This is a genomic window from Bradyrhizobium daqingense (genome assembly GCF_021044685.1).
Lineage (GTDB): Bacteria > Pseudomonadota > Alphaproteobacteria > Rhizobiales > Xanthobacteraceae > Bradyrhizobium > Bradyrhizobium daqingense.
In genome coordinates this window covers 3,614,870-3,636,701 of record NZ_CP088014.1, presented here as the reverse complement: position 1 = coordinate 3,636,701, position 21,832 = coordinate 3,614,870, and the positions used below count along the sequence as shown (strand labels likewise).

General features: G+C 62.7%; 17 protein-coding genes and 2 pseudogenes. 7 read left to right on the top strand and 12 right to left on the bottom strand.

Translation table 11 applies throughout. The features are described from left to right. Nucleotides 1-124: 124 nt before the first annotated feature. The 5 genes from LPJ38_RS17345 to LPJ38_RS17325 form a co-directional block, all read right to left on the bottom strand. Nucleotides 125-3,223 carry a MexW/MexI family multidrug efflux RND transporter permease subunit gene (locus LPJ38_RS17345; protein WP_145628360.1) on the bottom strand — a complete coding sequence of 1,033 codons (3,099 nt, stop codon included), beginning with the start codon at nt 3,221-3,223 and terminating at the stop codon, nt 125-127. 68 nt (nt 3,224-3,291) lie between these two features. Beyond that, on the bottom strand, nt 3,292-4,482 hold the full coding sequence (locus LPJ38_RS17340; RefSeq protein WP_145628028.1) for an efflux RND transporter periplasmic adaptor subunit: 1,191 nt from the start codon (nt 4,480-4,482) through the stop codon (nt 3,292-3,294). Nucleotide 4,483: 1 nt separating this feature from the next. Further along, nucleotides 4,484-5,170: a TetR/AcrR family transcriptional regulator gene (locus LPJ38_RS17335; RefSeq protein ID WP_167520202.1), complete on the bottom strand. Its 687-nt coding sequence runs from the start codon at nt 5,168-5,170 to the stop codon at nt 4,484-4,486. A gap of 138 nt (nt 5,171-5,308) precedes the next feature. Beyond that, nucleotides 5,309-5,899, bottom strand: coding sequence for a thiamine pyrophosphate-dependent enzyme (locus tag LPJ38_RS17330; RefSeq protein ID WP_145628030.1), 591 nt, complete (start codon nt 5,897-5,899; stop codon nt 5,309-5,311). After that, on the bottom strand, nt 5,896-6,438 hold the full coding sequence (locus LPJ38_RS17325; RefSeq protein ID WP_145628032.1) for a phosphonopyruvate decarboxylase: 543 nt from the start codon (nt 6,436-6,438) through the stop codon (nt 5,896-5,898). Before LPJ38_RS17325 ends, LPJ38_RS17330 begins: the two co-directional genes overlap by 4 nt. A 106-nt stretch (nt 6,439-6,544) precedes the next feature. Between LPJ38_RS17325 and LPJ38_RS17320 the strand changes: the two genes are divergently transcribed. Then, entirely contained in the window at nt 6,545-7,765 is a 1,221-nt protein-coding gene (locus tag LPJ38_RS17320) for a cytochrome P450 (RefSeq protein WP_145628034.1), read from the top strand. A 227-nt stretch (nt 7,766-7,992) separates the two neighbouring features. After that, nucleotides 7,993-9,207, top strand: a complete 1,215-nt coding sequence (gene rocD, locus LPJ38_RS17315) for an ornithine--oxo-acid transaminase (protein WP_145628036.1) — start codon at nt 7,993-7,995, stop codon at nt 9,205-9,207. 103 nt (nt 9,208-9,310) lie between these two features. Here the strand turns inward: rocD and LPJ38_RS37960 are convergent, their stop codons facing one another. Further along, nucleotides 9,311-9,655, bottom strand: a complete 345-nt coding sequence (locus LPJ38_RS37960) for a hypothetical protein (RefSeq protein WP_145628037.1) — start codon at nt 9,653-9,655, stop codon at nt 9,311-9,313. Between the two features lie 107 nt (nt 9,656-9,762). Here LPJ38_RS37960 and LPJ38_RS17305 point away from each other — a divergent pair, with 107 nt between their 5' ends. Beyond that, nucleotides 9,763-11,352, top strand: a complete 1,590-nt coding sequence (locus LPJ38_RS17305; RefSeq protein ID WP_145628039.1) for a Spy/CpxP family protein refolding chaperone — start codon at nt 9,763-9,765, stop codon at nt 11,350-11,352. A gap of 51 nt (nt 11,353-11,403) precedes the next feature. On the opposite strand, the gene LPJ38_RS17300 is transcribed toward LPJ38_RS17305, so the two are convergent. Both LPJ38_RS17300 and LPJ38_RS38310 read right to left on the bottom strand, forming a co-directional pair. Next, on the bottom strand, nt 11,404-11,604 hold the full coding sequence (locus tag LPJ38_RS17300; protein ID WP_145628040.1) for a hypothetical protein: 201 nt from the start codon (nt 11,602-11,604) through the stop codon (nt 11,404-11,406). 622 nt (nt 11,605-12,226) lie between these two features. Then, nucleotides 12,227-12,343: pseudogene (locus LPJ38_RS38310) on the bottom strand (hypothetical protein); the annotation flags it as partial. A gap of 362 nt (nt 12,344-12,705) precedes the next feature. Between LPJ38_RS38310 and LPJ38_RS17295 the strand changes: the two are divergent. Both LPJ38_RS17295 and LPJ38_RS17290 read left to right on the top strand, forming a co-directional pair. After that, nucleotides 12,706-13,122, top strand: coding sequence for a hypothetical protein (locus LPJ38_RS17295; RefSeq protein WP_145628042.1), 417 nt, complete (start codon nt 12,706-12,708; stop codon nt 13,120-13,122). 157 nt (nt 13,123-13,279) lie between these two features. Continuing rightward, nucleotides 13,280-13,726 carry a YybH family protein gene (locus tag LPJ38_RS17290; protein WP_145628044.1) on the top strand — a complete coding sequence of 149 codons (447 nt, stop codon included), beginning with the start codon at nt 13,280-13,282 and terminating at the stop codon, nt 13,724-13,726. Nucleotides 13,727-13,833: 107 nt separating this feature from the next. Here the strand turns inward: LPJ38_RS17290 and LPJ38_RS17285 are convergent, their stop codons facing one another. The 4 genes from LPJ38_RS17285 to LPJ38_RS17270 form a co-directional block, all read right to left on the bottom strand. Next, complete coding sequence (locus LPJ38_RS17285; RefSeq protein ID WP_158644728.1) at nt 13,834-14,106, bottom strand: hypothetical protein; 273 nt, start codon at nt 14,104-14,106, stop codon at nt 13,834-13,836. Nucleotides 14,107-14,363: 257 nt separating this feature from the next. Further along, complete coding sequence (locus tag LPJ38_RS17280) at nt 14,364-15,257, bottom strand: alpha/beta fold hydrolase (RefSeq protein WP_145628046.1); 894 nt, start codon at nt 15,255-15,257, stop codon at nt 14,364-14,366. A 466-nt stretch (nt 15,258-15,723) separates the two neighbouring features. After that, entirely contained in the window at nt 15,724-17,520 is a 1,797-nt protein-coding gene (locus LPJ38_RS17275; protein WP_145628048.1) for a vanadium-dependent haloperoxidase, read from the bottom strand. Between the two features lie 389 nt (nt 17,521-17,909). After that, complete coding sequence (locus LPJ38_RS17270) at nt 17,910-18,911, bottom strand: ABC transporter substrate-binding protein (protein WP_145628050.1); 1,002 nt, start codon at nt 18,909-18,911, stop codon at nt 17,910-17,912. A 236-nt stretch (nt 18,912-19,147) separates the two neighbouring features. Between LPJ38_RS17270 and LPJ38_RS17265 the strand changes: the two are divergent. Further along, nucleotides 19,148-19,779: pseudogene (locus LPJ38_RS17265) on the top strand (tyrosine-type recombinase/integrase). A 337-nt stretch (nt 19,780-20,116) separates the two neighbouring features. After that, nucleotides 20,117-21,541, top strand: coding sequence for an APC family permease (locus tag LPJ38_RS17260; protein ID WP_145628052.1), 1,425 nt, complete (start codon nt 20,117-20,119; stop codon nt 21,539-21,541). The last annotated feature ends 291 nt before the right edge of the window (nt 21,542-21,832 follow it).

Here is a 21,832-nt window from a genome sequence, read left to right as displayed (position 1 = left end):
CTAGCAAGAAGACGCGACCTTGTCTCTCGCAGGCGCGGGAGAGCGCCCGCTTGAAGCACCAGCGCAACGAAAAAGGGCGGCAACGGGAACCGCTGCCGCCCTCTGGTTTGCTTCACTTGCGACCTCAGGTCGGCCGCAGGGCCTTGTCGGAGCCGAGGTCGAGATCGGCAATCTGCTTGTTGCGCTCCGAATCGGCCGTCGCGCGATGATCGGTCGCCAGCACCACATAGACCGCCGGCAGCACGAACAGCGTGAACAGCGTGCCGATCGACATGCCCGCCACGACGACCAGACCGATCGAGAAGCGGCTGGCCGCGCCCGCACCGGTCGCAGTCAGGAGCGGGATCAGGCCCGTCACCATCGCGGCCGTGGTCATCAGGATCGGCCGCAGACGGATGCGGGCCGACATCTCGATCGCGGAGCGGCGGTCGAGCCGCTCGTTGACCTGGAGCTCGTTGGCGAACTCCACCATCAGGATGCCGTGCTTGGTGATCAGGCCGACCAGGGTGAGCAGACCGACCTGGGTGTAAATGTTGATGGTCGCCATGCCGAAGAACAGCGGGATCAGCGCGCCGACGATCGCCATCGGCACCGAGATCATGATCACCAGCGGGTCGCGCAGACTCTCGAACTGCGCCGCCAGAACCAGGAAGATGATGATCAGCGCGAAGCCGAAGGTGATCGCGAGCTGATTGCCTTCCTGCACGTACTGCCTGGAGTCCGCCAGATAGTCGTGGCTGAAGCCTTGCGGCAGCTTCTTGGCCTCGCCTTCGAGGAAATCGACCGCCGCGCCGACGGTCACGCCGGGCATCGGCACCGCCGAGAACGTCGCCGAATTGAGCTGGTTGTAGTGCGTCAGCGAATTCGGATCAGTCTTGGTCCTGATCGAGACCACGGTCGACAACGGAAGCTGTTGGCCGGTGTTGGTCGTCACATAATAGCCGCCAAGCGATTCCGGCGAGAGCCGCTTGCCGCGCGGCACCTGCGGGATGACCTGATAGGAACGGCCCTCGAGATTGAAGCGGTTGATGTAATTGCCGCCGAGCAGCACCGCCAGCGTCGAACCGAGGTTCTGCATGTTGACGCCGAGATCCTGCGCCTTGGTGCGGTCGATCGTCACCTCGACGTTCGGCTGGTTGTAGGCGAGGTCGCTGTCGGAGACGATGAACATGCCGCTATTGCGTGCGGATTCCTTCAGCTTCTCCATCTGCTCATAGACGGTCTGGAAGCTGGCCGTGGAGTTGATCACCATCTGGATCGGCAGGCCGCCGGGTCCGCCCGGCAACGGCGGCAGGTTGAACGCGAACGCCTGCACACCCTCGATCTTGGAGAGCTCGGCCTGCACCAGCGGCTTCAACGCGATCGACGAGCGTGTGCGCTCGTCCCACGGCTTCAAGAGCATGCCGGCAATGCCGCCCTGCGGGCCGTTGATGCCGTTCAGCACGAAACGCAGATCGGTCTCGGGAAACTTCTGGAATTCCTTGTCGAGCTTCTCGCCGTAAAAATCGACATAGTCGATGTTGGCATATTTCGGCGCCTTGGTCACCGCAAACACGATGCCCTGATCTTCCTCGGGAGCCAGCTCCTTCGAGGTGTGCATGTAGAGGAAGCCGACGAGCCCCAGGATCGTGACGGCGAACAGGCCGGTGATGGCCTTGTAGTCGAGCGAGCGGTCGAGCTTGCGGCCGTACCACCGCGTCATGGCGCCGAACACCCGGTTCACGAGCTTGGCGAAACGGCCCTCTTCCGTGTTCTTCAGCAGCACCGAGCACATCATCGGCGACAGCGTCAGCGCGACCACGCCCGACACGATGACCGAGCCCGCCAGCGTGAAGGCGAATTCCCGGAACAGCGAACCGGTGAGGCCGCCGAGGAAGCCGATCGGCGCATACACCGCCGCAAGCGTGATCGTCATCGAAATGACTGGCCCGACGATTTCGCGCGCGCCCTGCAGCGACGCCTGGACCGGCGTCTTGCCCTCCTCCAAATGGCGATGGATGTTCTCCACCACGACGATGGCGTCGTCGACCACGAGGCCGATCGCGAGCACCATCGCGAGCAGGGTCAGGAGATTGAAGCTGAAGCCCAGCGCCAGCATCATGGTGCAGACGCCGATCATCGACAGCGGAATGGTGACGACGGGAATGATGACCGAGCGCAGCGAGGCCAGGAACAGGAAGATGACCACGATCACGATGATCACAGCTTCGCCCAATGTATTCCGCACCTCGTCGATCGAAGATTGGATGAACTTGGTGGAGTCGTAGGCGACCTTCATCTTCATCGAGGGCGGGAGGTTGCGTTCGAGCTCGGGGAACAGCGCGCGCACACCCTTGACCAGCGTCAGCGGGTTACCCTGTGGCGTCGCCTGCACGCCAATGAAGATCGCGCGCTCGCCGTTGAAGGCGACGCTGGCATCCGTGCTCTGGGCCGCAAGCTCGACGGTGGCGATGTCCTCCATCCGTACGAAGCCGCCGTCCTTGGCCTTGACGATCATCTTCTTGAACTGATTGACGTCGGTCAGGCCCGTATTCGTCGACACGTTCGAGACGATGAGATAGCCCTTGGTCTGGCCCGCCGCGGACTGGAAGTTGTTGGCGCTGATCGCCGCGGCAACGTCCGCTGGCGAGACATTGCGGCCGGCCATCTTCACGGGGTCGAGCCACAGCCGCATCGCAAAGGTCTGGCCGCCGAGAATGTCGGCCGAGGCCACGCCGTCGACGGTCGACAGCACCGGCTGCACCACGCGCGTCAGATAATCCGAGATCGCCGAACCCGACAGCTCCTCGGACGAGAAGCCGAGATACATCACGGCCGTGGTCTGGCCCGTGGTCTTGGTGACGATCGGGTCGTTGGACTCCTTCGGAATCAGGTACTTCACCGAGTTCGTCTTTGCCAGCACCTCGGTGAGCGCCTGGTTCGGATCGAAGTTCAGCTTGATGTAGACCTGGATCGTCGAGGTGCCGAGCACCGAGGAGGAGGTGATGTAGTCGACGCCTTCGGCGGACGCGACCGCCTGCTCGATCGGCGTGGTGATGAAGCCCTGGATCAGGTCTGCGGAGGCGCCGGGATAGACGGTCGTGATGTTGATGACCGTGTTCGACAGCTTCGGATATTGGCGAATCGGCAGCACCATCGCCGCACGCAGGCCGATCAGCAGGATCAGCAGGCTGACGACGACCGACAGCACCGGTCGCTTGATGAAAATATCAGTAAAGGCCATCGCGGCGATCTCGATTCTTTGTCTCAAGAAAAGTGATCCGGCCGAGCCGGATCACTTGAGTGTATGTGTCAGTAGCGCGGCGGCTGCGCCGGAATTGCCGGGGCCGGATCGGTTGAGATCGAAACCGGCGCGCCCGATTGCAGCTTGAGCTGGCCGAGGGCGACGACCTTGTCGCCTGCCTTCAGGCCCTTGACGATCTCGACGCGGCCTTCGACCCGGTTGCCGGTCTGCACGAAGGTGCGCACCGCGGATAGGCTGGTCTTGCCGTCCTCTTCCTTCTTCTCGGTGATCACGAACACGGAGTCGCCATACAGCGTGTAGTCGACCGCCGTTTCCGGCACGGTGATCACGGCCGGCTTCTCCGGCAGCACCACCGTGGTGGTCACGAACATGCCGGGCTTGAGGATCTTCTCCGGATTGGCAATCGTCGCCTGCACGCGGATATTGCGGGTGTCGGTCGAGATTTGCGGCTCGATCGTGGTGATCTTGCCCTCGAAGGTACGGCCCGGATAGGCGTCGACCTTCAACCGCACGACCTGTCCAACCTTCAGGCTGCCGGAATCCTTTTCCGTCACCGTGAAGTTGGCCCACAACTCGGACAGATCGGTCAACGAGACGATCGCCGTGCCGGCGGTGAGATACTGGCCGACCTCGACCTTGCGCATGCCGAGATCGCCGGAGAACGGCGCGCGCACCAGCTTCTGCGAGATCAACGCTTCGGTCTTGGCGATGCCCGCCTGCGCCTGGTCGTAGGCGGCCTGCGCGGTATCGACGGTCGCCTGCGGACCGAACTGGCGCGCGGCCAGCTGCTTGGCGCGGTCGAGCGAGAGCTGCGCGACGGTGGCCTGTGCCTTGTAGTTGGCGAGATCGCCCTGCTCCGGCGCATCGAACAGCTGCACCAGCGGCGTGCCGGCTTCGACACGCGTGCCCGGCTCGAACTTGATCTCGGTAACGCGGCCGTTGACGTCGGCGGAGACGTCGACCTGATGCACGGCAACGAGGCTGCCGACCGCCGTTAGCAGGTTCGGCACCACCTCGGACTTCGCCTCGGCCGCGCTGACTGCGGTCGGCGGCGGCTTGTTGTTGGCGAAGAATTGCTTGATCATCTGGCCGCGGAAATAGTTGAACCAGACGAGACCACCGACGAGCACGGCCAGAAGCGTGCCGACGATGATGAACCAGCGCACCGGCTTGACCGGACGCTTCGGCGCTTTGTCGATCGGCTCGCCCGATATCTTGTGTTCGGCTACGATGTTCATGTCATGCACTTTCTGCAATCGCCGTCCTGCCCGCGTCCGTGGCCTGATCGTGGCCCAGATGCGAAGCAATTGCGGCGTCGTTAAGTCCGATACCCCTCAGGAGGAACTCACAGAGCTGCCGCTCCAGATCGTTCGCCTTGCCGTAAGCGAGACAGGGCGTAGCCGGCAGCCTGGTCAGCGCCACGGTCATCACCGCATGATGCGCGAACCAGAACAGGTTGAGCGGATCGCCCGTGCAGGGCCGCGCATCACCACTTGCAATCGCCCGTTCCAGCGAGGTGACGAAGACGGTCCCGATCAGCGTCTCGATCTTGGCATACAGCAAGCGGGCGAATTCGCCATCATCCAGATGGCTCGTGGCCATCAGCCGCAGGCGCTGCGCTTCTTCCTGGTCGGGCCCGTCCGCGATCGCGAGGAAATGCTGGACCATGCCGCGGATCAGCTCGACAAGGGCAGCCGTCGACGGCTCCCGCTCGAGCAGCTCCATCAGGGCCGGGTCCGCCTCGCATTCGTCGCTCAGGATCTCGGCGTAAAGCGCCGCCTTGGACGGGAAATGCTTGAACAGCAGCGCCTCGGAAATGGCAGCGGCGGCCGCCACGCTCTTGGTCGTGGTGCCGTTATAGCCGTGTCGGGCAAAGCAGCGTTTCGCGGCACCGAGGATCAATTGACGCCTCAGGTCGCTCGTCATACGCAATGAGCTCATGCTAGTGAGTAAGCACTCACCCACGCAAAAGTCAAGCACTATGCTGCATCGCAACCTCTAGATTCGATAGAAGTCGCCTGAGTACACGGCCTCCGTGCAGGACGGAGGCGCCAAGCCGGCCTCCTAGATCGGCTGGAAGCCGAGGTCACCACGGATCCGGTTGACGATGTAGGTCCCGTCCCGGGTTGGCAGGATCCGCTCCAGATTGGCGCTGTCGATCTTCACATTGGCAAAGCGGGGCCCGGCCGAGACGTCGTGGACGGCCTTGGCGAAGGCCTCCACCTCGGCCATGGTCGAGATCGACTGGCTGTCGGCAATGCCGCAGGCCTTGGCGACGCCGACGAGATCGGCGGCTGCAGAGGTGTGGCTGGTCTGGCCGCCCGTCTCGCCATAAGCCTCGTTGTCCAGCACCACGATGGACAGGTTGGACGGTTTCTGCAGAGCGATGGTGGCAAGGCTGCCCATGCCCATCAGCATCTCGCCGTCGCCGGTGATGACGAGCACGGGCAGCTTCGGCTGCGCCAGCGCCAGCCCGAGACCGATCATCGCGGCGCCGCCCATGCCGCCCCAGAGATAGAAGTTGCGGGCGTGATCGCCAGCCGCGCACATGTCGTTGGTGGAGGCACCCAGGCCTCCGATCGCAACCACGTCCTTTCGGTTGGCCAGTAGCGTGGACACCACCTGGCGGCGGTCGAGGAGATTGGCCTTGTTCATTTGGTGAAAACCTTGGCGCCGATCAGGCGCTGCGACAGAAGGACGGCGGTGGGGGTGAGCGCGTTGAAGGCCTGCGATGCAGCAGCCTCCAGCACGGCCGGCACCTCGGCGGCGTGCGAGGCGCGCAGCACCTGGACGCCGGAGAGTTCGAACACGCCTTGCGTGGTCGATCCCATCGGCACCTGCCACGGATTGAATTCACCCCACTCGCCGCGCATCGTCACGAGGGTGAGGAACGGAAAGCGCAGGATCGGGATCAGCGAGAGCATGTTGATGCAATTGCCGACGCCGCTCGACTGCATCAGCAGCACGCCGCGCTGCCCGCCGGTCCAGGCGCCCGCCAAGAGCGCAACGCCCTCCTCCTCCGTCGTCAGCGGAATGCCGCGCATCGTCGAGGAGCCCAACACGCGCTGGATCAGCTTGGAATGGCCGGCGTCGGGCACGTAAGGCACCTGCCGGACGTCGAAGCGTTGCAATGTCGCGAAAATATCGTCTGGCCAACTCGGGGCCGTGTCGGGAGCGTCAGCGCGCGCGTGCATTTTCCTGTCCGGTCGGCTAGCAGTGTTTCGAAGACTGTAGACGCAGGCACGCGTCGACCAGAACAACAAAAACGGCATATCGGCTTTAACCGGCGAGTATAACGGGATGAACGCAGATGCGAAGGCGCTGGCGGCTAGCTTCGACCTCGAGAAGCTGACGCCGGAGTTCTACGACAACCCCTATCCGACCTATCGTGCACTGCGGGAGAACGAGCCGGTCAAGCGCCTGCGCAATGGCACCGTGTTCCTGACCCGCTTCGACGATCTCGTCACCACCTACAAGAACACCAAATCGTTCAGCTCGGACAAGAAGCGCGAGTTCGCGCCGAAATACGGCGCCACGCCGCTTTACGAGCACCACACCACGAGCCTCGTCTTCAACGATCCGCCCGCGCATACCCGCGTGCGCCGCCTGATCATGGGCGCGCTGTCGCCGCGTGCGATCGCGGGCATGGAGAGCGATCTCATCAAGCTGGTCGACGGCCTGCTCGATGCGATCGCCGCCAAGGGGACTTGCGAGCTGATCGAGGATTTTGCCGCGTCCATTCCGATCGAAGTCATCGGCAATCTGCTCGACGTGCCTCACGACGAGCGCGGACCGCTGCGCGACTGGTCGCTGGCGATTCTCGGTGCGCTCGAGCCGGTGGTGTCGCCGGAAGCGGCTACGCGCGGCAACAAGGCGGTGACGGACTTCCTCGCCTATCTCGAAACGCTGGTCGCGCGGCGGCGCGCAAGGCCCGGCAATCCCGAGCGAGACGTGCTGACGCGCCTGATCCAGGGAGAAGAGAACGGCGAGCGGCTGACGGAGAAGGAACTGCTGCACAATTGCATCTTCCTGCTAAATGCCGGCCACGAGACCACGACCAATCTGATCGGCAACGGCCTCGTCGCGCTGGACCGCAATCCCGACCAGAAGCAGCGCCTGATCGACCACCCCGACCTGATCAAGACCGCGGTCGAGGAGGTGCTGCGCTACGAAAGCTCGAACCAGCTCGGCAACCGCATGACGACCGAGAAGGTGGAGCTCGGCGGCGTCATGCTCGATGCCGGCACGTCGGTGACGCTGTGCATCGGCGCGGCCAACCGCGACCCCGCGCAGTTTCCGGACCCCGAGCGTTTCGACATCGCGCGCACGCCGAACCGGCACCTCGCCTTCGCCACCGGCGCGCATCAATGCGCGGGCATGGCGCTGGCGCGGCTGGAGGGCGCCGTCGCGATCTCACGCTTCCTGGCGCGCTTCCCGAACTATGCCGTCAGCGGCCAGCCGGTGCGGGGTGGACGGGTCCGGTTTCGGGGCTTTTTGAGCGTGCCCTGCGCGCTTCGCTGAGGGGGGCGAAAACAAAACTGCGAAAACAACCCCATGCACAGTAGAAAGTTGGTCGGCGGACGACGTGCTGTGGTTCGGCAGAACCATCTGAGAATCCGGGCAAATCGGCCGCGCCGCGCCGTCGGACGCATCAGGGCTTCCGAGTGGGCAGAGCGATACCCACATCAGTTTGAGCGCGGCCGGCGCACCCGTTGGGCCGCCGGCGCGCAGCAATGGAGTGACGGCAGATGAGCGCGTCGGTCACTGATTTCGTTGCGACGGAGGCACGCTTTGGCGCCCATAATTACGAGCCGATCGGCGTCGTCCTGTCGCGCGGCGAAGGTGTCTGGGTCTGGGATACCGAAGACAACCGCTACCTCGATTGCCTCTCCGCTTATTCGGCGGTCAACCAAGGCCACTGCCACCCCAAGATCCTGGCAGCGATGGTGGAACAGGCGCACAGGCTGACGCTTACCTCGCGCGCCTTCCACAACGACCAGCTCGCCCCCTTCTACGAAGAGATCGCGGCGCTGACCGGCTCCCACAAGGTGCTGCCGATGAACAGCGGCGCCGAGGCGGTCGAGAGCGCGATCAAGTCGGTGCGCAAATGGGGCTATGAGGTGAAGGGCGTGCCGGACGGCCAGGCCGAGATCATCGTCTGCGCCAATAATTTCCACGGACGCACGCTGGGCATCGTCGGCTTTTCAACCGACCCCGGGACGCGCACGCACTTCGGCCCGTTCGCGCCCGGCTTCAGGATCATCCCGTTCGGCGACGCCGCGGCGCTGGAAGCCGCCATCACGCCAAACACCGTCGCCTTTCTGGTCGAGCCGATCCAGGGCGAAGCCGGTGTCATCATTCCCCCATCCGGCTATTTCACTGAGGTGCGGGAGCTCTGCACCGCCAACAACGTGATGCTGGTGCTCGATGAGATCCAGACCGGGCTCGGCCGCACCGGCAAGCTGCTTGCCGAACAGCACGAGGGAATCGAGGCTGACGTGACGCTGCTCGGCAAAGCCCTGTCCGGCGGCTTCTATCCGGTGTCGGCCGTGCTCTCGAACAACGACGTGCTCGGGACATTGAGGCCCGGGCAACACGGTTCGACCTTTGGCGGCAACCCGCTCGCCTGCGCCGTGGCGCGCGCGGCGATGCGCGTGCTGGTCGATGAAGGCATGATCGAGAACGCGGCCAGGCAGGGCGCGCGCTTTCTGGACGGCTTGAGGGATATCCGCGCCAACACGATCCGCGAGGTGCGTGGCCGCGGCTTGATGCTGGCGGTCGAGCTTCATCCCGAGGCCGGGCGGGCACGCCGCTACTGCGAGGCGCTGCAGGGCAAGGGCATCCTCGCCAAGGATACCCATGAGCATACGATCCGCATCGCCCCGCCGCTGGTGATCACGACCGACCACGTCGACTGGGCGCTGGAGCGGTTCGCTGCGATCCTGACGCAGGATTTCTCTTGAGCTGCCTGCGTCGGAAGATCGCAATGCCGGCCGTGGCCAAGAACGAACGATTGCGCCGTCTGTGCGTTGAAAGTCGTGGGCGATTACGAGTTGGGAGCCAAGATCATGCTTCCGCGTGGCGTTTGCCTGACGGCTGTTTTGGTTGGCGTCTCGATGCTGACGACGAGCGCGCCGGCCCAGGGACCCCTCGGACACGGACGGGGTGGAGGACCGCCAGGGCCAGCCGCAGCGCCGCCAGCAGGACCACCAGCCATGGCCCGACCAGCAGCACCACCGGCCATGGCCCGTCCGTCAGCACCACCGGCCATGGCTCGTCCGGCGGCACCGCCGGCCATGGCTCGTCCGTCGGCGCCGCCTGCCATGGCGCGTCCCGCCGCGCCGCCAGCCATGCCGCAGCGACCGGCGATGGCGCCACGTCCGGCGCCTCCGGCGCCGCACATCGCCTCACCGCCACCGCGCTCGACCCCTCATATCAGTGCCCCCCGAACCGCCCCGCAGGTGGCCGCGCCCCGGCGCGAATTCCATCGGCCGCCGGCAGCGGCCGAACGTCCGGCCATGGCGCCGCGGCCGACGCCGCATATCGCCGCCCCTTCGCGTCCAAGTGCACCCCCGGCCGTAAGCCAGCGACCGGGGCCGCCGCGTGAGATGCTGTCGCGCCAATCCGCGGAACGCCAAGACCGCATCGACCGCTTGCAGCAGCGCGTGCAGCAATTGCAATCGCAGAAGCCGGAAGGCGCAAGGGCGCAGCAACAGCAGCAACGGTTGCTGCAGTCGCAGAGCCGTCTTCTGGAGCGCGAGCAACGTGTCCAACAGCGCTCGCAGCAGGTCGAGCAACGGCAGCGCGAAATGCTGTCGCGCCAGACGACGGAGCGCCAGACTCGCATCGAACGCCTGCAGCAGCGTGTGCAGCAATTGCAGTCGCAAAGGCCGGAAGGCACGCAAGCGCAGCGCGCACAGCAGCGACTGCTCCAGGCGCAGAACCGCCTGCTCGGCCGTGAGCAGCGCGCGCAGCAAATGGATCTCGCGCGCCAGCAGCGGCTTGGACTGCAGGCTCCGGCGGGGCGCGCTCCGGCACTTGCAGCCGCCGCGCAGGCCGCCGAGCGCGGACGGTTTGCGGCGCGCTTCCGCGAGCAGGCCACGTCGCAGACTCAAGCGGCGCTCGTCACGCGCCAAAGCGGCTGGGGTCCCCGACAGGCCTGGCGTCACCGTCATCCCGCGGTGTTCGTGGCGTGGCTGGGGCCCGTGTTCTGGCCTTACGCCTATTCCGACATCTTCAACTACACGTTCTGGTCCCATGGCTACGAGCCCGGATATTGGGCATACGCCTATGACGACTTCGTCGACACCGTGTTCTGGGGTGGTGACGGCCCCTATTCCGCCTATGCCAGCACCAACCCGTATGACTATCCGCAAGCCGGCGGCGGCAACCGCGCGCGCCAGCGTGCCAGTGTGCCTCCGCAGATGCTTCAGCAATTGTGCGCCACGCCGGACAAGGGCGTGACCGCCTGGCCGCTTGCCGATATCGCACGGGCGGTGCGGCCGACGCCGGAGCAACGCACACTGCTTGATGAGCTCAAGTCGGCGGCGGCCAACGCCGCCGGTGTGTTCAAGGACTCCTGCACGGAGACTTATGCACTGACTCCCCCTGGCCGCTTGCGGGCGATGATGAACCGCATCAGCGCGACGCTTGAAGCCGTCAAGATCGTTCGACCGGCACTGGAGAATTTCTACAACTCGCTCAGTGACGAACAGAAGGCCAGCTTCAATGCACTTGGTCCCAATGTCGGCGAGCGTTCGCCGCAGCAGCAGGAGGCCAGTGCCGAAGGCTGCGCCGATCCGAAGTCCGGGCTCACGCAGTTGCCGATCCAGAGGATCGAGGCTGTGCTCCACCCCGCAGGTAAGCAGAAGGAGGCGCTCGACCGCCTCAGCGAAGCGACGGCGAAGGGCGTCGAGGGCCTACAGGCGGCCTGTCCGAACGATGCGCCGCTGACACCGGTAGGACGGCTGGAGACGATGCAGCACCGGCTTGAGGCTATGTTGACCGCCGCCAAGCTGGTCGAACCCGCCCTGGACGAGTTCTATGCCACGCTGAGCAGCGAGCAAAAGGCGCGCTTCAACACGCTGCAGCAGGTCGCAAGCCCGTGAGAGCAGCGCACGTCCGCCCTCTCAACTGAGGCGGTCTCCCTCTTCCTCGCGTTACCATTGTGGCCGACGCAGGGGCCTGAAGTCGGGCAGGCAGGCGATCGCTTGTTCCAGCTCTCTTGCAATTGCACTGTAGCGAGCAAGCGCCCGCGCATAGACGTCGCGCTTGAGCTGGCTCCTTGCTGCCTGTTGAAGGCGCTCGCACTCAGCCATTTGCATGCGGAGCAGTTCTAGATGGGCCAGCATCTCCTTCATGGACAGCTAATCTATCCCACATCGGCTTTGGTTCAACGGCGAACTTGGACAAGCGCCAGGGCAAGCCACGAGAACGGTCGGATGAGGTCGGCAATGGGTCGAAGACCTCAGGTTGAGAAAATCTAGTCCGTTCCGCTGCGATGAGCGGACATCCGCCTGACGAGGTGCAGCTTCGCAGATGGGCCAGGAGCGGAAGTCAGCATGGCCCGAGATGGGAAAGGCCTTCAACTGAGGCCGCCTTAGTTCATCTTGCGCCGGAGCTTCTACAGTATTTCACGGAGATCGTTCGCGTACTCCTCGATCACGCGCCGCGCCAAATCCAACCGGGAGGGCTTGGTTTCCTGTACCTCGCTCTGCTTGTCGGGATCGGCCATGAGCCCGGGTTTCCTGCGTCAACTTCCGTTACGCAATACCGCACTTGGCTGCGACACCTGATCGATTTCGCCCTTTCAAATGCGCAGGCGGACCAAGCCACCTGATTTGCTCGCGATGCAAGCGGCGTCAGCGACGACGCGGCCTGGCAGGAGTTGTCGGGACGGCGGGATTCGTGAGATAAGGATTGGCCACACAGCAGGCTGCGGCCCGAGCCGGAAGCCTGACATTGCTGGTAGCTGGTGAATCCACAATCGCCCGCGCCTGCGAAGTCGTTGCACGCAATACCGCCGCTCGCTCCGACCGGGATTACGCCATTCGCGAAGATGGTCGCAGACGTCGCGAGGGCAAGAATGAGGGTGCGCATTTTTTCTCTCCTCACGTTGCAGTGCCCCAGCTGACGGTGCGACCAAAACGTGTGGGCCCGATGTGAACCGGCTCACATCGGCGGATGCAAATCTTTGAGATCGACCGCGCGATGTGTAAGGAAGCCTGTCAAGTCCGAGTTGGGTCACAAGCGGGCCATCACCCTGCTGGCTGACTTGAGTCCGTTTTCGGCGAGATAGCCGACACTTCGATGCTTGAGAGATAGTTCACCTGCGGGCGAAGAGGCGAAATTGACCCGGGTCACGCGAAAAAGTAAGGCCCTGCCGATGAAGTGATCGGCAACCTTGAACCTTCGCGCGGCTCCGATGACCCACGCACGTGGGCAGGGAAACGGAGGTTTCCATGACCAGTTCCAATGGACGCCAAGTTCATCTTTATCGGTTGATGATAGCGCGCGCAGTGGGATTGTGTGCGGTCACATCTTTCGGCATCAACACAGCCCATTCACACGACCTGATGCGACCAGAACTGAACGCTTGGTTCAAGAGTCTCAAGAACAAGGCAGGTGAGCCGTGCTGTGATGGAGGGGACGGCCAATATGCGGAGGCCGAGTGGGATACGGCAAAGAATGGCTATAGAGTCCTTCTGAAGAATCCGCAGCGACCAAGCGAACGCGGGCAATGGTTTGACGTGCCAAACTCTGTCGTGCTCAACCGGCAGAACCTCGGCGGCAGGGCGATGGTTTGGTGGTGGCCATCCTACGCCGATGGCAGAATGACTCCTTTGTGGCGCTGCTTCATTCCCGGACCGGAGGGATGATCCTCCCTTGGGAAACAGAGCATCCTTAAGTCCGCTACGGGTCAAAAGCAGCGGTCAACTCAGCCGTCATATGGAGAGATGTTGATCATAACAGGATTGCAACGCAGCGCCCATCGCGGTGGGCGTCACGGTGCAATTCCGCACCACGAGGGAGGGAATGGAAATGAAACGTTCAGTTTTGTTCTCGCTGTGCATCCCCCTTATGTCTACGGCTCCGGCGTTTGCCCAAGACGTCAAGCAGGAAGCCAACAAGATCGCTTCCGCCTATGAGGGTTGCTACGCCAAGCAAGACCCGGCGTGCGTGGCCGCGCTCTACACCAAGGACGGCATTTTTATCAACCCGGCCGGAAAGCATGACGTCGCAACTTATTATGCTGGTGCTTTCAAGGCAGGTTTTAACAAGCTCGATGCCACGGTCGATGATGTGTGGCAGGTCGATAATGATACCCCGGCAGCGGTGGGCAAATTCCACATCACCGGCAAGAACGACAAGGGCGATGCGTTGGATGCATCGGGTACTTGGACCGCTACCTATGTCAAAGTAGACGGCCAATGGAAGATCCGGCACCTGACTGCGTCTCCGGCTCCACCCAAGAAAGACTGATTGTTAAAGCGCAAGCGCCCGTCTCGCAGGAGGTGGGCGTTGCGGCAGGACGCAAGCTCGACTCGCTTAGGAAACGTGCCTCCTCCATGCCGCTACCTCCTTGACATTCACCACACCGCGATACGGCGTGCCCTCTCACGTTTTCGCGGCCACGAAATCAAGACGACCGGCGACGGCGTTCTTGCTACTTCGGCGGTCAGGCACGCGCCGTGCGCTGCGCTTGCGCCATCGCCGACGAAATCAGGCCGCTGGGCATTGGGGTCCGCGCCGGACTTCATACCGGCGAGTGCGAAGTGATTGGCGACCATATCAGCGGCATCGCAGTTCACATCGGAGCGCGCGGCACTCGCCGGCGCGAGCGAGGTGTTGGTATCGGGCACGGTTAAGGACCTTGTGGCGGGTTCCGGCTTGCGTTTTTGGTGATCGCGGAAATCATTCGCTCAATGGTGTCCCCGGAGATTGGCGCATCTTTGCAGTCGAACGGTGAATGGGCCGTTCTAACCAATTCGGAGTGACACTCCTCGGCTTTTCTCTCGCGCCAAATGTCTCTTGCGGGTCACAAGCGGCGCTCAGCGGGCATCGCCTTAAAAGGCCGCTGCGGGGCCAGAAGCCAACGTCTCAGCAGTCAGCGATGCTGCTAATTCTTCTCCATGAATGAGAGCACCGCTTGGTCATAGGCGATGGGATTCTCTGACGAAACGGTATGGGAGCTTGCCGGAATCACCACCCTCTCGCTTTTAGGCAGGCACACTTCGAGCTGATCTACAATCCGATGAAAGAAGCGTGGGCTTCGTTCGCCATTGGACACCAGCGTGGGTGCTGTGATCATCTTCGCCATATCGCAGGTGAAAGCCGCGCGCGGCCGCTTCGTGGTCGCATCGGCCAGATATGATGCAACATTGTCGAAGTTCATTTTCTTGTCGGCTTCAGAACGACGCTCGTAGTTGCCGGGGCCCCCGACGCCATCTACGAAGAGAGGGATACCCCGCTGCACGTCGCCGGCCTTGAGAGCCTCCCTCCCTGCCGCCAAGCGTCTACCGAACTCCCGCAAGATGTCTGCGCCGTCTGGCGTGCCGTTGAGAAGGCCGACTGCGGGCGGCTCGTTAAGTGCAAGACTGACAACCATATCCGGGTGTGTAGCCGCGAAGAAAAGGACCGCGTGCGCGCCCGATGAATGGGCCACGATCCTTGCCTTTGAGTATCCCAGAGCACGCACGAGGGCCGCCAAGTCCTCCGCATGCACATCCGCCGCGCCATCCGGCATCCCGTCCGGGCTTCGTTCATTCGGGTAATTGTTTCGGCGACTGTACGCAATTGCGCGATATCGGGCGGCGAACTTTGGAAGCTGCTCGCTCCACATTCGGTAGTCTTGCAAACCACCGTGGACAAATATGACGGGCTCGCCCTGTCCTGCTTCAACGTAAGCGATTTCATACCCATTGACGGAGACTCGCTTAACTTCGTCAGCCATCGCCAAACTGCCGAAGATCGAGACCAATGAAACGACAGCAAAGAATGCATTTATGGACATTGCGACCTCAAAAGTTCAATCGCAGAGAGAAATATGCCTCCTCAGCATTCTATGCGTTCCTGGTCGAATTGTCTCCTATGGGTCAACAGCAGCCTTCCGCAGACATCGCCGTGACGGCCAGCTATGGGCCAATTCCGGGAGTGGACTGTGCCTACTCGATCACCTCGTCGGCACAGTCGAGAAAGGAAGCGGGAATTCCCGATGCCGAGCAATTTCGCTGTCTTTGAGTTTGTTGGTAAGCAAGCATTTGGTGGGCTGCTCCGGTCATTGAAAGGTTGCGGTTCACGCGTCAGGTCAACCACGCATCATAAGATGATTAGAACCAGCGTCGCCCCCGGCTTGGGTCCGCGTTGATTGAGCAAGCGCGCGCTCAGCTTCCACCAATAGGCTGTCGGGCATAAACGCTTCCACTACTCTGCACAGGACCGGGCGGCGCCCCACGGCAGGGGGCGTCGCCCGACTGCTGTCAGATCGTCACGCGGCTGCCGTCGAAGCGCGTGAAGGAGAAGCCGTCGAAAGGTTCGCGGAGGGTCATGCGCTCGTCCCGCAGCATGCCGATAGCCACTTCCTCGCCGATCGCCATTGAGGCGGCAGCGTCGGAACGCCAGTGGATGCCCGCCCAATTCCGTCCGAAACCGAAATTTACCGCGAGCTTGTTCAACTCTCCACCAATCGTGAGTGGCGGGCCGTTATAGGGCACCAGCTTCGTCGGGTCAGCCGGATCGGGCTGTACCGGGTTGGCGATGACGCGGCTCTCGTCGAAAAACGCCTTCAATATCGTAGCCGTGACGGCACCAACGCTCGTGGCACCGCCGGGATAGGTGGAGTGGAAGGGCGCGCCCTCGGGATAGGTTTGTGACAGAAGATAGGTGCCGTATTTGGCCTTGCTGCGCTCAAGGGCTTCCGATTTCAGGAAGCTATCGTGCAGCGGGTAGTCGCTTACGCCATTGGCGAGGCGATGGTGTGCCAGAGCGCCGTAGGCTTCCGGTCGCACAGCCCGGTGCACGAAATACTTCTGCCAATAGGACGCGCGCACGGAGTTGCTGATCCCCGTGGCGAGTAGCGCCTGCACATGGGGCAATCCGAAGGTGCCACCCCCAGGCCCCTGGGTTTTCGATTTCCGATACGGGCTCGACGGGTAGGACACGGGCTCGGCCGGTGGGTACATGCCGGAATAACGTTGGTCCTTCCCGCCGGCGGGCGTTGCAAGGATAAGTGCCGCCGCCCACCCAAGTGCAGGACCAATGTGGATATATTCCGCGAGATCTCTTCCTGTCGTGATGTATCGAGGTGTCGCGTCGAACTGCAATTGACGTTTCGGTGCGGTGCCGTTCTGGATCGCCAGCCACTCCTCGTATTCGGTCAGGAATTCGCCGGTGGGCAGCGCGGTGCGAATTTGAGCGCTGATCCATTGTGCGGCATAGGGCACGTCGCGGAGCAGGAATTGCGAGATCATCGGGCCGTCCAAAACGCCTGGAGGCGTAACGGAGCGGCCCTTCGGGTCAGTCGGGTCGAAGTAAAGCGCATTGGCACGGAACAGCGTACCGGGTGTGACCCGCCCACCAGACTTCGGCCCCCGGAAATCGGTAAGCTTGTTGATCTCCTCGGTTGCTGCAAGCACGTCGCGATTGGAGGTGTCGTCGCGCAACTCGGTAAGCGGAACGTCGCGAAGCAGGGATTGCCAATATACCTCGACCGCCTCGCCGCCGCGCTCCGCACCTGCAAGGGCCGGCGCCGGCGGTATCGCAATCTGAGTAGGGTTCATGCCGCTCAGACTGACGGCCTCCGTGCCGACGGGATTAACCAGTTTGCGCGTGCCGCCGAGCGGGATTTTCTCGAAATCAGCGGGATCGCCCGACTGGCAAGCGGTAGCGAGGGCCTGCCATGCCGCTTGCTCCACTTCGCCGCGTTTGTCGTGCGGCAGGCCCCGTGTATCGGAGCCAATCTTGTTGGTGTAGCGCGCCTCATCGCCATTCGTCGGGTGGGGCGCGATGGGAATTTTCTCGTTGTTGCTTGCGCAGGCCGCTCTGACTTCGAAGGCGCGGCGCTTGAACGCCGCGTCCAGCGGTCGGGCCTCCGCGCCCACGCCCACAGTCTGCGCCGCGGCCGGGGCTACTCCGGGCATGCCCGGCGGAGACGCGAGCACGGCGGCTCCAACTGCCATGCCGGCCCCGCCGAGGAGCGAGCGGCGAGTGACCGCCGTGGTCGGCAGGGTCGGCGATGCCAGGTCATATTCAGTCGAAATGGTGGGGTGGTCAGCCATGGAGATATCCTCCCTCGCAGGCACGCTCTGGGGCCCGCGTTTCAGATTCAAAGCATCCGGGCGCGCCTTGCGCGCACCCGCGTTAGAATGCGAATGTGAAGGACCGGCGAAAAAGGAAGTCGGTTTTTCGAGTGCAATGCTGCCGATGGCACGACTGCTGTCCGTTTAGTCCCGCGAGGAATTCGGCATTTCCCGCCTGCGACGACAGCTACTTAAAAGTACACGATCTCGTGCGTCCGGAAAAGACGCCTGAATCTTTGGACGAGTTCCGCTTAGGGTCAAACTCGGCTGTCTAGACCGCCGGAAGCCGCTTCCGGTTTACACTCGATAGCGGACGCGCGGCTAGCAACGAGCTGGGCAGCATCGGGCCACGAACGGACATGACCGAATTATTCGATCACCTCGTCGGCGCGCGCGAGCAACGCTGGGGGCAGGGTCAGGGCGAATGCTTTCGCCGCCTTCAGGTTGATCAGGAGTTCAAATTTGATCGCCTGATAAATCGGAATGTCACCCGGTTTGCCACCTTTCAGGATTTTGTGCACGTCATCGGCCAAATGCCTGAACAGCTCGGAAAGATCGAGGGCATAACCCATCAGCGCGCCGGCTTCGACGTAATCGCGGTAAGGACATATCGTCGGCAAACGTTTTTTCTCGGCGAGCTCGGCGATGAGCTGGCGGTTGGCGTAAAGGTCGCCCTCTCCGCTCACCAGCACCGCGTCCGGGCGTTGCTCCGCTATCGCATTGAAGACGCGCTCAATCTCCGAGGGGCTCCCCTCCTGCGGAAAGACAAAAGCCAACGAAACTCCCAAACGCGCGGCGGTATCCCTCAGGATTTGCCCCACAGACCCTTCCCATCCGCCGCGCATCCCCAGGAATACGGCCTTCTGCATCGAAGGAATGGCCTCTTTCAAGAACTCCAACCGCTTGCCCCAGATCTCGATGCCAGCATCAAGCGTGATGCCGGTGAGGTTGCCGCCGGGCCGGTGCAGGTTGGTCACCAGTCCCGCCTGCAGCGGATCCAGCATGAAAGCAACAATCGGTATCGTAGTGGTTGCGGCCTTGAACACGGTTATGACGGGATTGGTTCCGGTGACGATGACATCCGGGTTGCGAGTCACGATTTCACGGGCCACTTCGGCATAACGGTCGTGACGTCCTTCGGCCCAGTAGCGTTCAATGATCAGACTCCGTCCTTCCACGTAACCCAAACGGCGCAACTCGCCGAAAAAGGCGCGCCATGCGCTGCCCCCACCCGTTTCAGTCAGGAGCGCGGGCGGGATTGCCGGATGGAACATCGCCATCCGCGGAGGTCTCGCCGCTTGCTGCGCGCGCGCCGCCAACGGCATCGCCGCCGCTCCGCCAAGTATCGTGACAAACTCGCGCCGTCTCACTCGACTCTCTCGTGCACGTGACGAGACCGACAATATCAGACGATCTCGCGCATTGCGCGCCCCGGGCAATGCTGCGTTGCGATCGGTTACCGCGCGCAAGGACCGCTGCGGGTCAAAATCGGTCCTGCCATCGCTCGAATTGGACGCAAGTACGTCTCCAATCGTCTAGAAGCGGACGCCGGATCGGAAGGGCTCCGGGCTGAAAATGACCAGCCTCACTAGCTAAGGAGGTCAACATGACCGTTACTTCAAGCACCATCCTCGCCGTCTCGAAGCACGTTCCTTGGAACAAGGGGAAGATCGTCGGCGCAAAGCCGCCGCTCCGTCCGAAACACGTCTGGTCAGTCCGAACCAAGCTCCAGGTCGAAGGCCGAATGCGCGATCTGGCACTGTTCAACGTCGCCATCGATAGCAAGCTGCACGGCTGCGACGTCGTAGCCTTGAAAGTTGATGACCTTGCGCCGGGCGGATATTCGGCCGACCGCGCGACCGTCCGACCGAAGAAGACCGGCCGGCCAGTAAAATTTGAACTGACGGAATCGACCCGGCAGGCAATCGATGATTACCTGCGGGGCTACGGGCAAGAAGTCAGGAGAATACCTGTTCAGTGGCCGGCGGCTGAGTGAACATATGACGGCCCGCTAGTATGCCCGCCTCCTATCCCGCTGGCTCGACATCGGATTGGACCCGCATCTGTTCGGGACGCACTCCCTTCGCCGGACCAAGGCGAACCTTGATCTATCGGCGAACCGGCAACCTACGAGCTGTACGGCTCCTTCTGGGGCATACTAAGATCGAGGGCACCGTTCGATATCTCGGAATCGAGGTCGACGACGCCCTCGCGATAGCAGAACAAGTCGACGTCTGATTTCGGGGGGCAGACGCGCTCTGCGCTGCCCTCACGGACGGCTTCGGGCCAACAGCGGAAGCAGGCAAGCTTTACCCGATCCTTCGTCGGCTTCGATTACCGTCCAATTGCCCGCCACTGAAATGCTTCGAAACGGCGCGGTGGGGGTTCCATTTCGCACCCGCACCCGCTTTCCACATCGCAGATCGATCATCCCCACAATAAGTCTTGGCCGCGCGGCGTGAAAGCCAATACGCTGTGTGATGGCAATGACGCCAGACGCACTCGTGAGTCGCAACAGCGGGTATCAGCATTGCGGACAAGAGTGCGTGCGCGAGATCCGTTGAGAGGCTGCGCGATGACCGATCTTTCCTTGAAAGCCGCGACACCTGCTCCACCTGCCACCGATGCCGAGCCGAGCCTGCACCGGGTCATGGGCCCGTGGCTCCTCCTGCTGTTCATCGTCGGCGACATTCTCGGCACCGGGATCTATGCGCTCACCGGCCAGGTGGCCAAGCAAGTGGGAGGCGTCGTCTGGCTGCCGTTCCTCGTCGCCTTCGTCGTGGCGCTGATCACTGCGCTGAGCTATCTCGAACTCGTCACCAAGTATCCGAAGGCCGCAGGCGCCGCGCTCTACACCCACAAGGCGTTCGGCATCCATTTTTTAACGTTCATCGTTGCGTTTGCGGTGATGTGCTCGGGGATTACCTCCGCTTCCACTGCCTCTCGAGCTTTCTCTGCAAACATGTCGAGCGCGCTTGGCCTGGGCTTGTCGGGGTTCGGCATCACCATGACTGGTCTCGTCTTCATGGCGGTTGTTGCCGCGGTCAACTTCCGCGGCGTCGGCGAAAGTGTGAAAGCGAACGTTGTTCTGACTTGCGTCGAGCTAACCGGCCTGCTGATCATCATCTTCATCGGCCTGTGGGCGATCGGCCTTGGCCAAGGTGACGTCTCGCGTGTCATGCAGTTTAAGGTCAGCGATACCGGTCTGGTCTGGCCGGTGATTGCCGCGACCACGCTCGCCTTCTTCGCCATGGTCGGCTTCGAAGATTCCGTCAACATGGCCGAGGAATGCAAGGAACCGACACGGGATTTTCCAAAAGTGCTGCTCGCCGGCCTATTCATCACGGGCGTAATCTACGTGCTGGTCTCGATCTCGGCGATTACGCTGGTTCCGCCGGAGCAACTCGGCGAAGGAGAGACGCCGCTGTTGAAAGTGGTGCAGGCCGGCGCGCCGAACTTTCCGGTCTGGATCTTCGGCTTCATCACCATGTTTGCGGTCGCCAACTCCGCCCTGATCAACATGCTGATGGCGAGCCGACTCGTCTACGGCATGAGCCGCGAGCATGTGCTGCCGCCGTTGCTTGGCAAGGTGCATGCGGGTCGGCGCACGCCCTATATCGCGATCGGCTTCACCACGCTGCTGGCGTTCGCACTGATCACCTTCGTCGGCGAAGTGCCTGCGCTCGGCGGAACGACCGCGCTGCTGCTGCTCTGCGTGTTTACAGTGGTCAATATCGCGGTGCTGGTGCTGCGCAATGATAGCGTCGCGCACGGCCATTTTCGCACGCCGACGATCCTGCCGGTGCTGGGGGCAATCTCCTGCGCATTCCTCGCGGGGCCATGGACCGGACGGGCGATGGTTCAGTACCACGTCGCGGGGATCTTGATCGCCATTGGTGTCGTGCTCTGGGTGATCACGACGCTAGTCAACCGCGCCCAAGGCGTCAGACCCGCGGAGCCGGACATGGAGACGATCGGCGGCCGGGGACCTGTGAACTAGCTACAGCGCGGGTGGTGCGATGCTGCCCGACGCGGCGAGGTCGGTTATGGGTCAGATTCGGAAGTCGAACTACGCAATCGCGACTTCCGCTTTTCCTACAAAAGCAGCCGCAGAGGCCAAGCCGGATCGGCGTCCGGTTGGGTCTTGGCAGCAGACTTGACACGCGCAAAATCGACCTTCGGCTAAGTCATGACCCGTGCACCGCACCAATTCAGTTAGCAGCCGGGTCGAGGCCGCGATTGGACCGGCCCGGCATGGTGAGCACTGCCCGTTACCACGGCGCGAAAGATC

Excerpts from the sequence above, each read along its gene's own strand:
- LPJ38_RS17345 (WP_145628360.1), bottom strand. The coding sequence starts at position 3,223 with ATGGCCTTTACTGATATTTTCATCAAGCGACCGGTGCTGTCGGTCGTC.
- LPJ38_RS17340 (WP_145628028.1), bottom strand. The coding sequence starts at position 4,482 with ATGAACATCGTAGCCGAACACAAGATATCGGGCGAGCCGATCGACAAA.
- LPJ38_RS17335 (WP_167520202.1), bottom strand. The coding sequence starts at position 5,170 with ATGACGAGCGACCTGAGGCGTCAATTGATCCTCGGTGCCGCGAAACGC.
- LPJ38_RS17330 (WP_145628030.1), bottom strand. The coding sequence starts at position 5,899 with ATGAACAAGGCCAATCTCCTCGACCGCCGCCAGGTGGTGTCCACGCTA.
- LPJ38_RS17325 (WP_145628032.1), bottom strand. The coding sequence starts at position 6,438 with ATGCACGCGCGCGCTGACGCTCCCGACACGGCCCCGAGTTGGCCAGAC.
- LPJ38_RS17320 (WP_145628034.1), top strand. The coding sequence starts at position 6,545 with ATGAACGCAGATGCGAAGGCGCTGGCGGCTAGCTTCGACCTCGAGAAG.
- rocD (WP_145628036.1), top strand. The coding sequence starts at position 7,993 with ATGAGCGCGTCGGTCACTGATTTCGTTGCGACGGAGGCACGCTTTGGC.
- LPJ38_RS17305 (WP_145628039.1), top strand. The coding sequence starts at position 9,763 with ATGGCGCCGCGGCCGACGCCGCATATCGCCGCCCCTTCGCGTCCAAGT.
- LPJ38_RS17300 (WP_145628040.1), bottom strand. The coding sequence starts at position 11,604 with ATGAAGGAGATGCTGGCCCATCTAGAACTGCTCCGCATGCAAATGGCT.
- LPJ38_RS17295 (WP_145628042.1), top strand. The coding sequence starts at position 12,706 with ATGACCAGTTCCAATGGACGCCAAGTTCATCTTTATCGGTTGATGATA.
- LPJ38_RS17290 (WP_145628044.1), top strand. The coding sequence starts at position 13,280 with ATGGAAATGAAACGTTCAGTTTTGTTCTCGCTGTGCATCCCCCTTATG.
- LPJ38_RS17280 (WP_145628046.1), bottom strand. The coding sequence starts at position 15,257 with ATGTCCATAAATGCATTCTTTGCTGTCGTTTCATTGGTCTCGATCTTC.
- LPJ38_RS17275 (WP_145628048.1), bottom strand. The coding sequence starts at position 17,520 with ATGGCTGACCACCCCACCATTTCGACTGAATATGACCTGGCATCGCCG.
- LPJ38_RS17260 (WP_145628052.1), top strand. The coding sequence starts at position 20,117 with ATGACCGATCTTTCCTTGAAAGCCGCGACACCTGCTCCACCTGCCACC.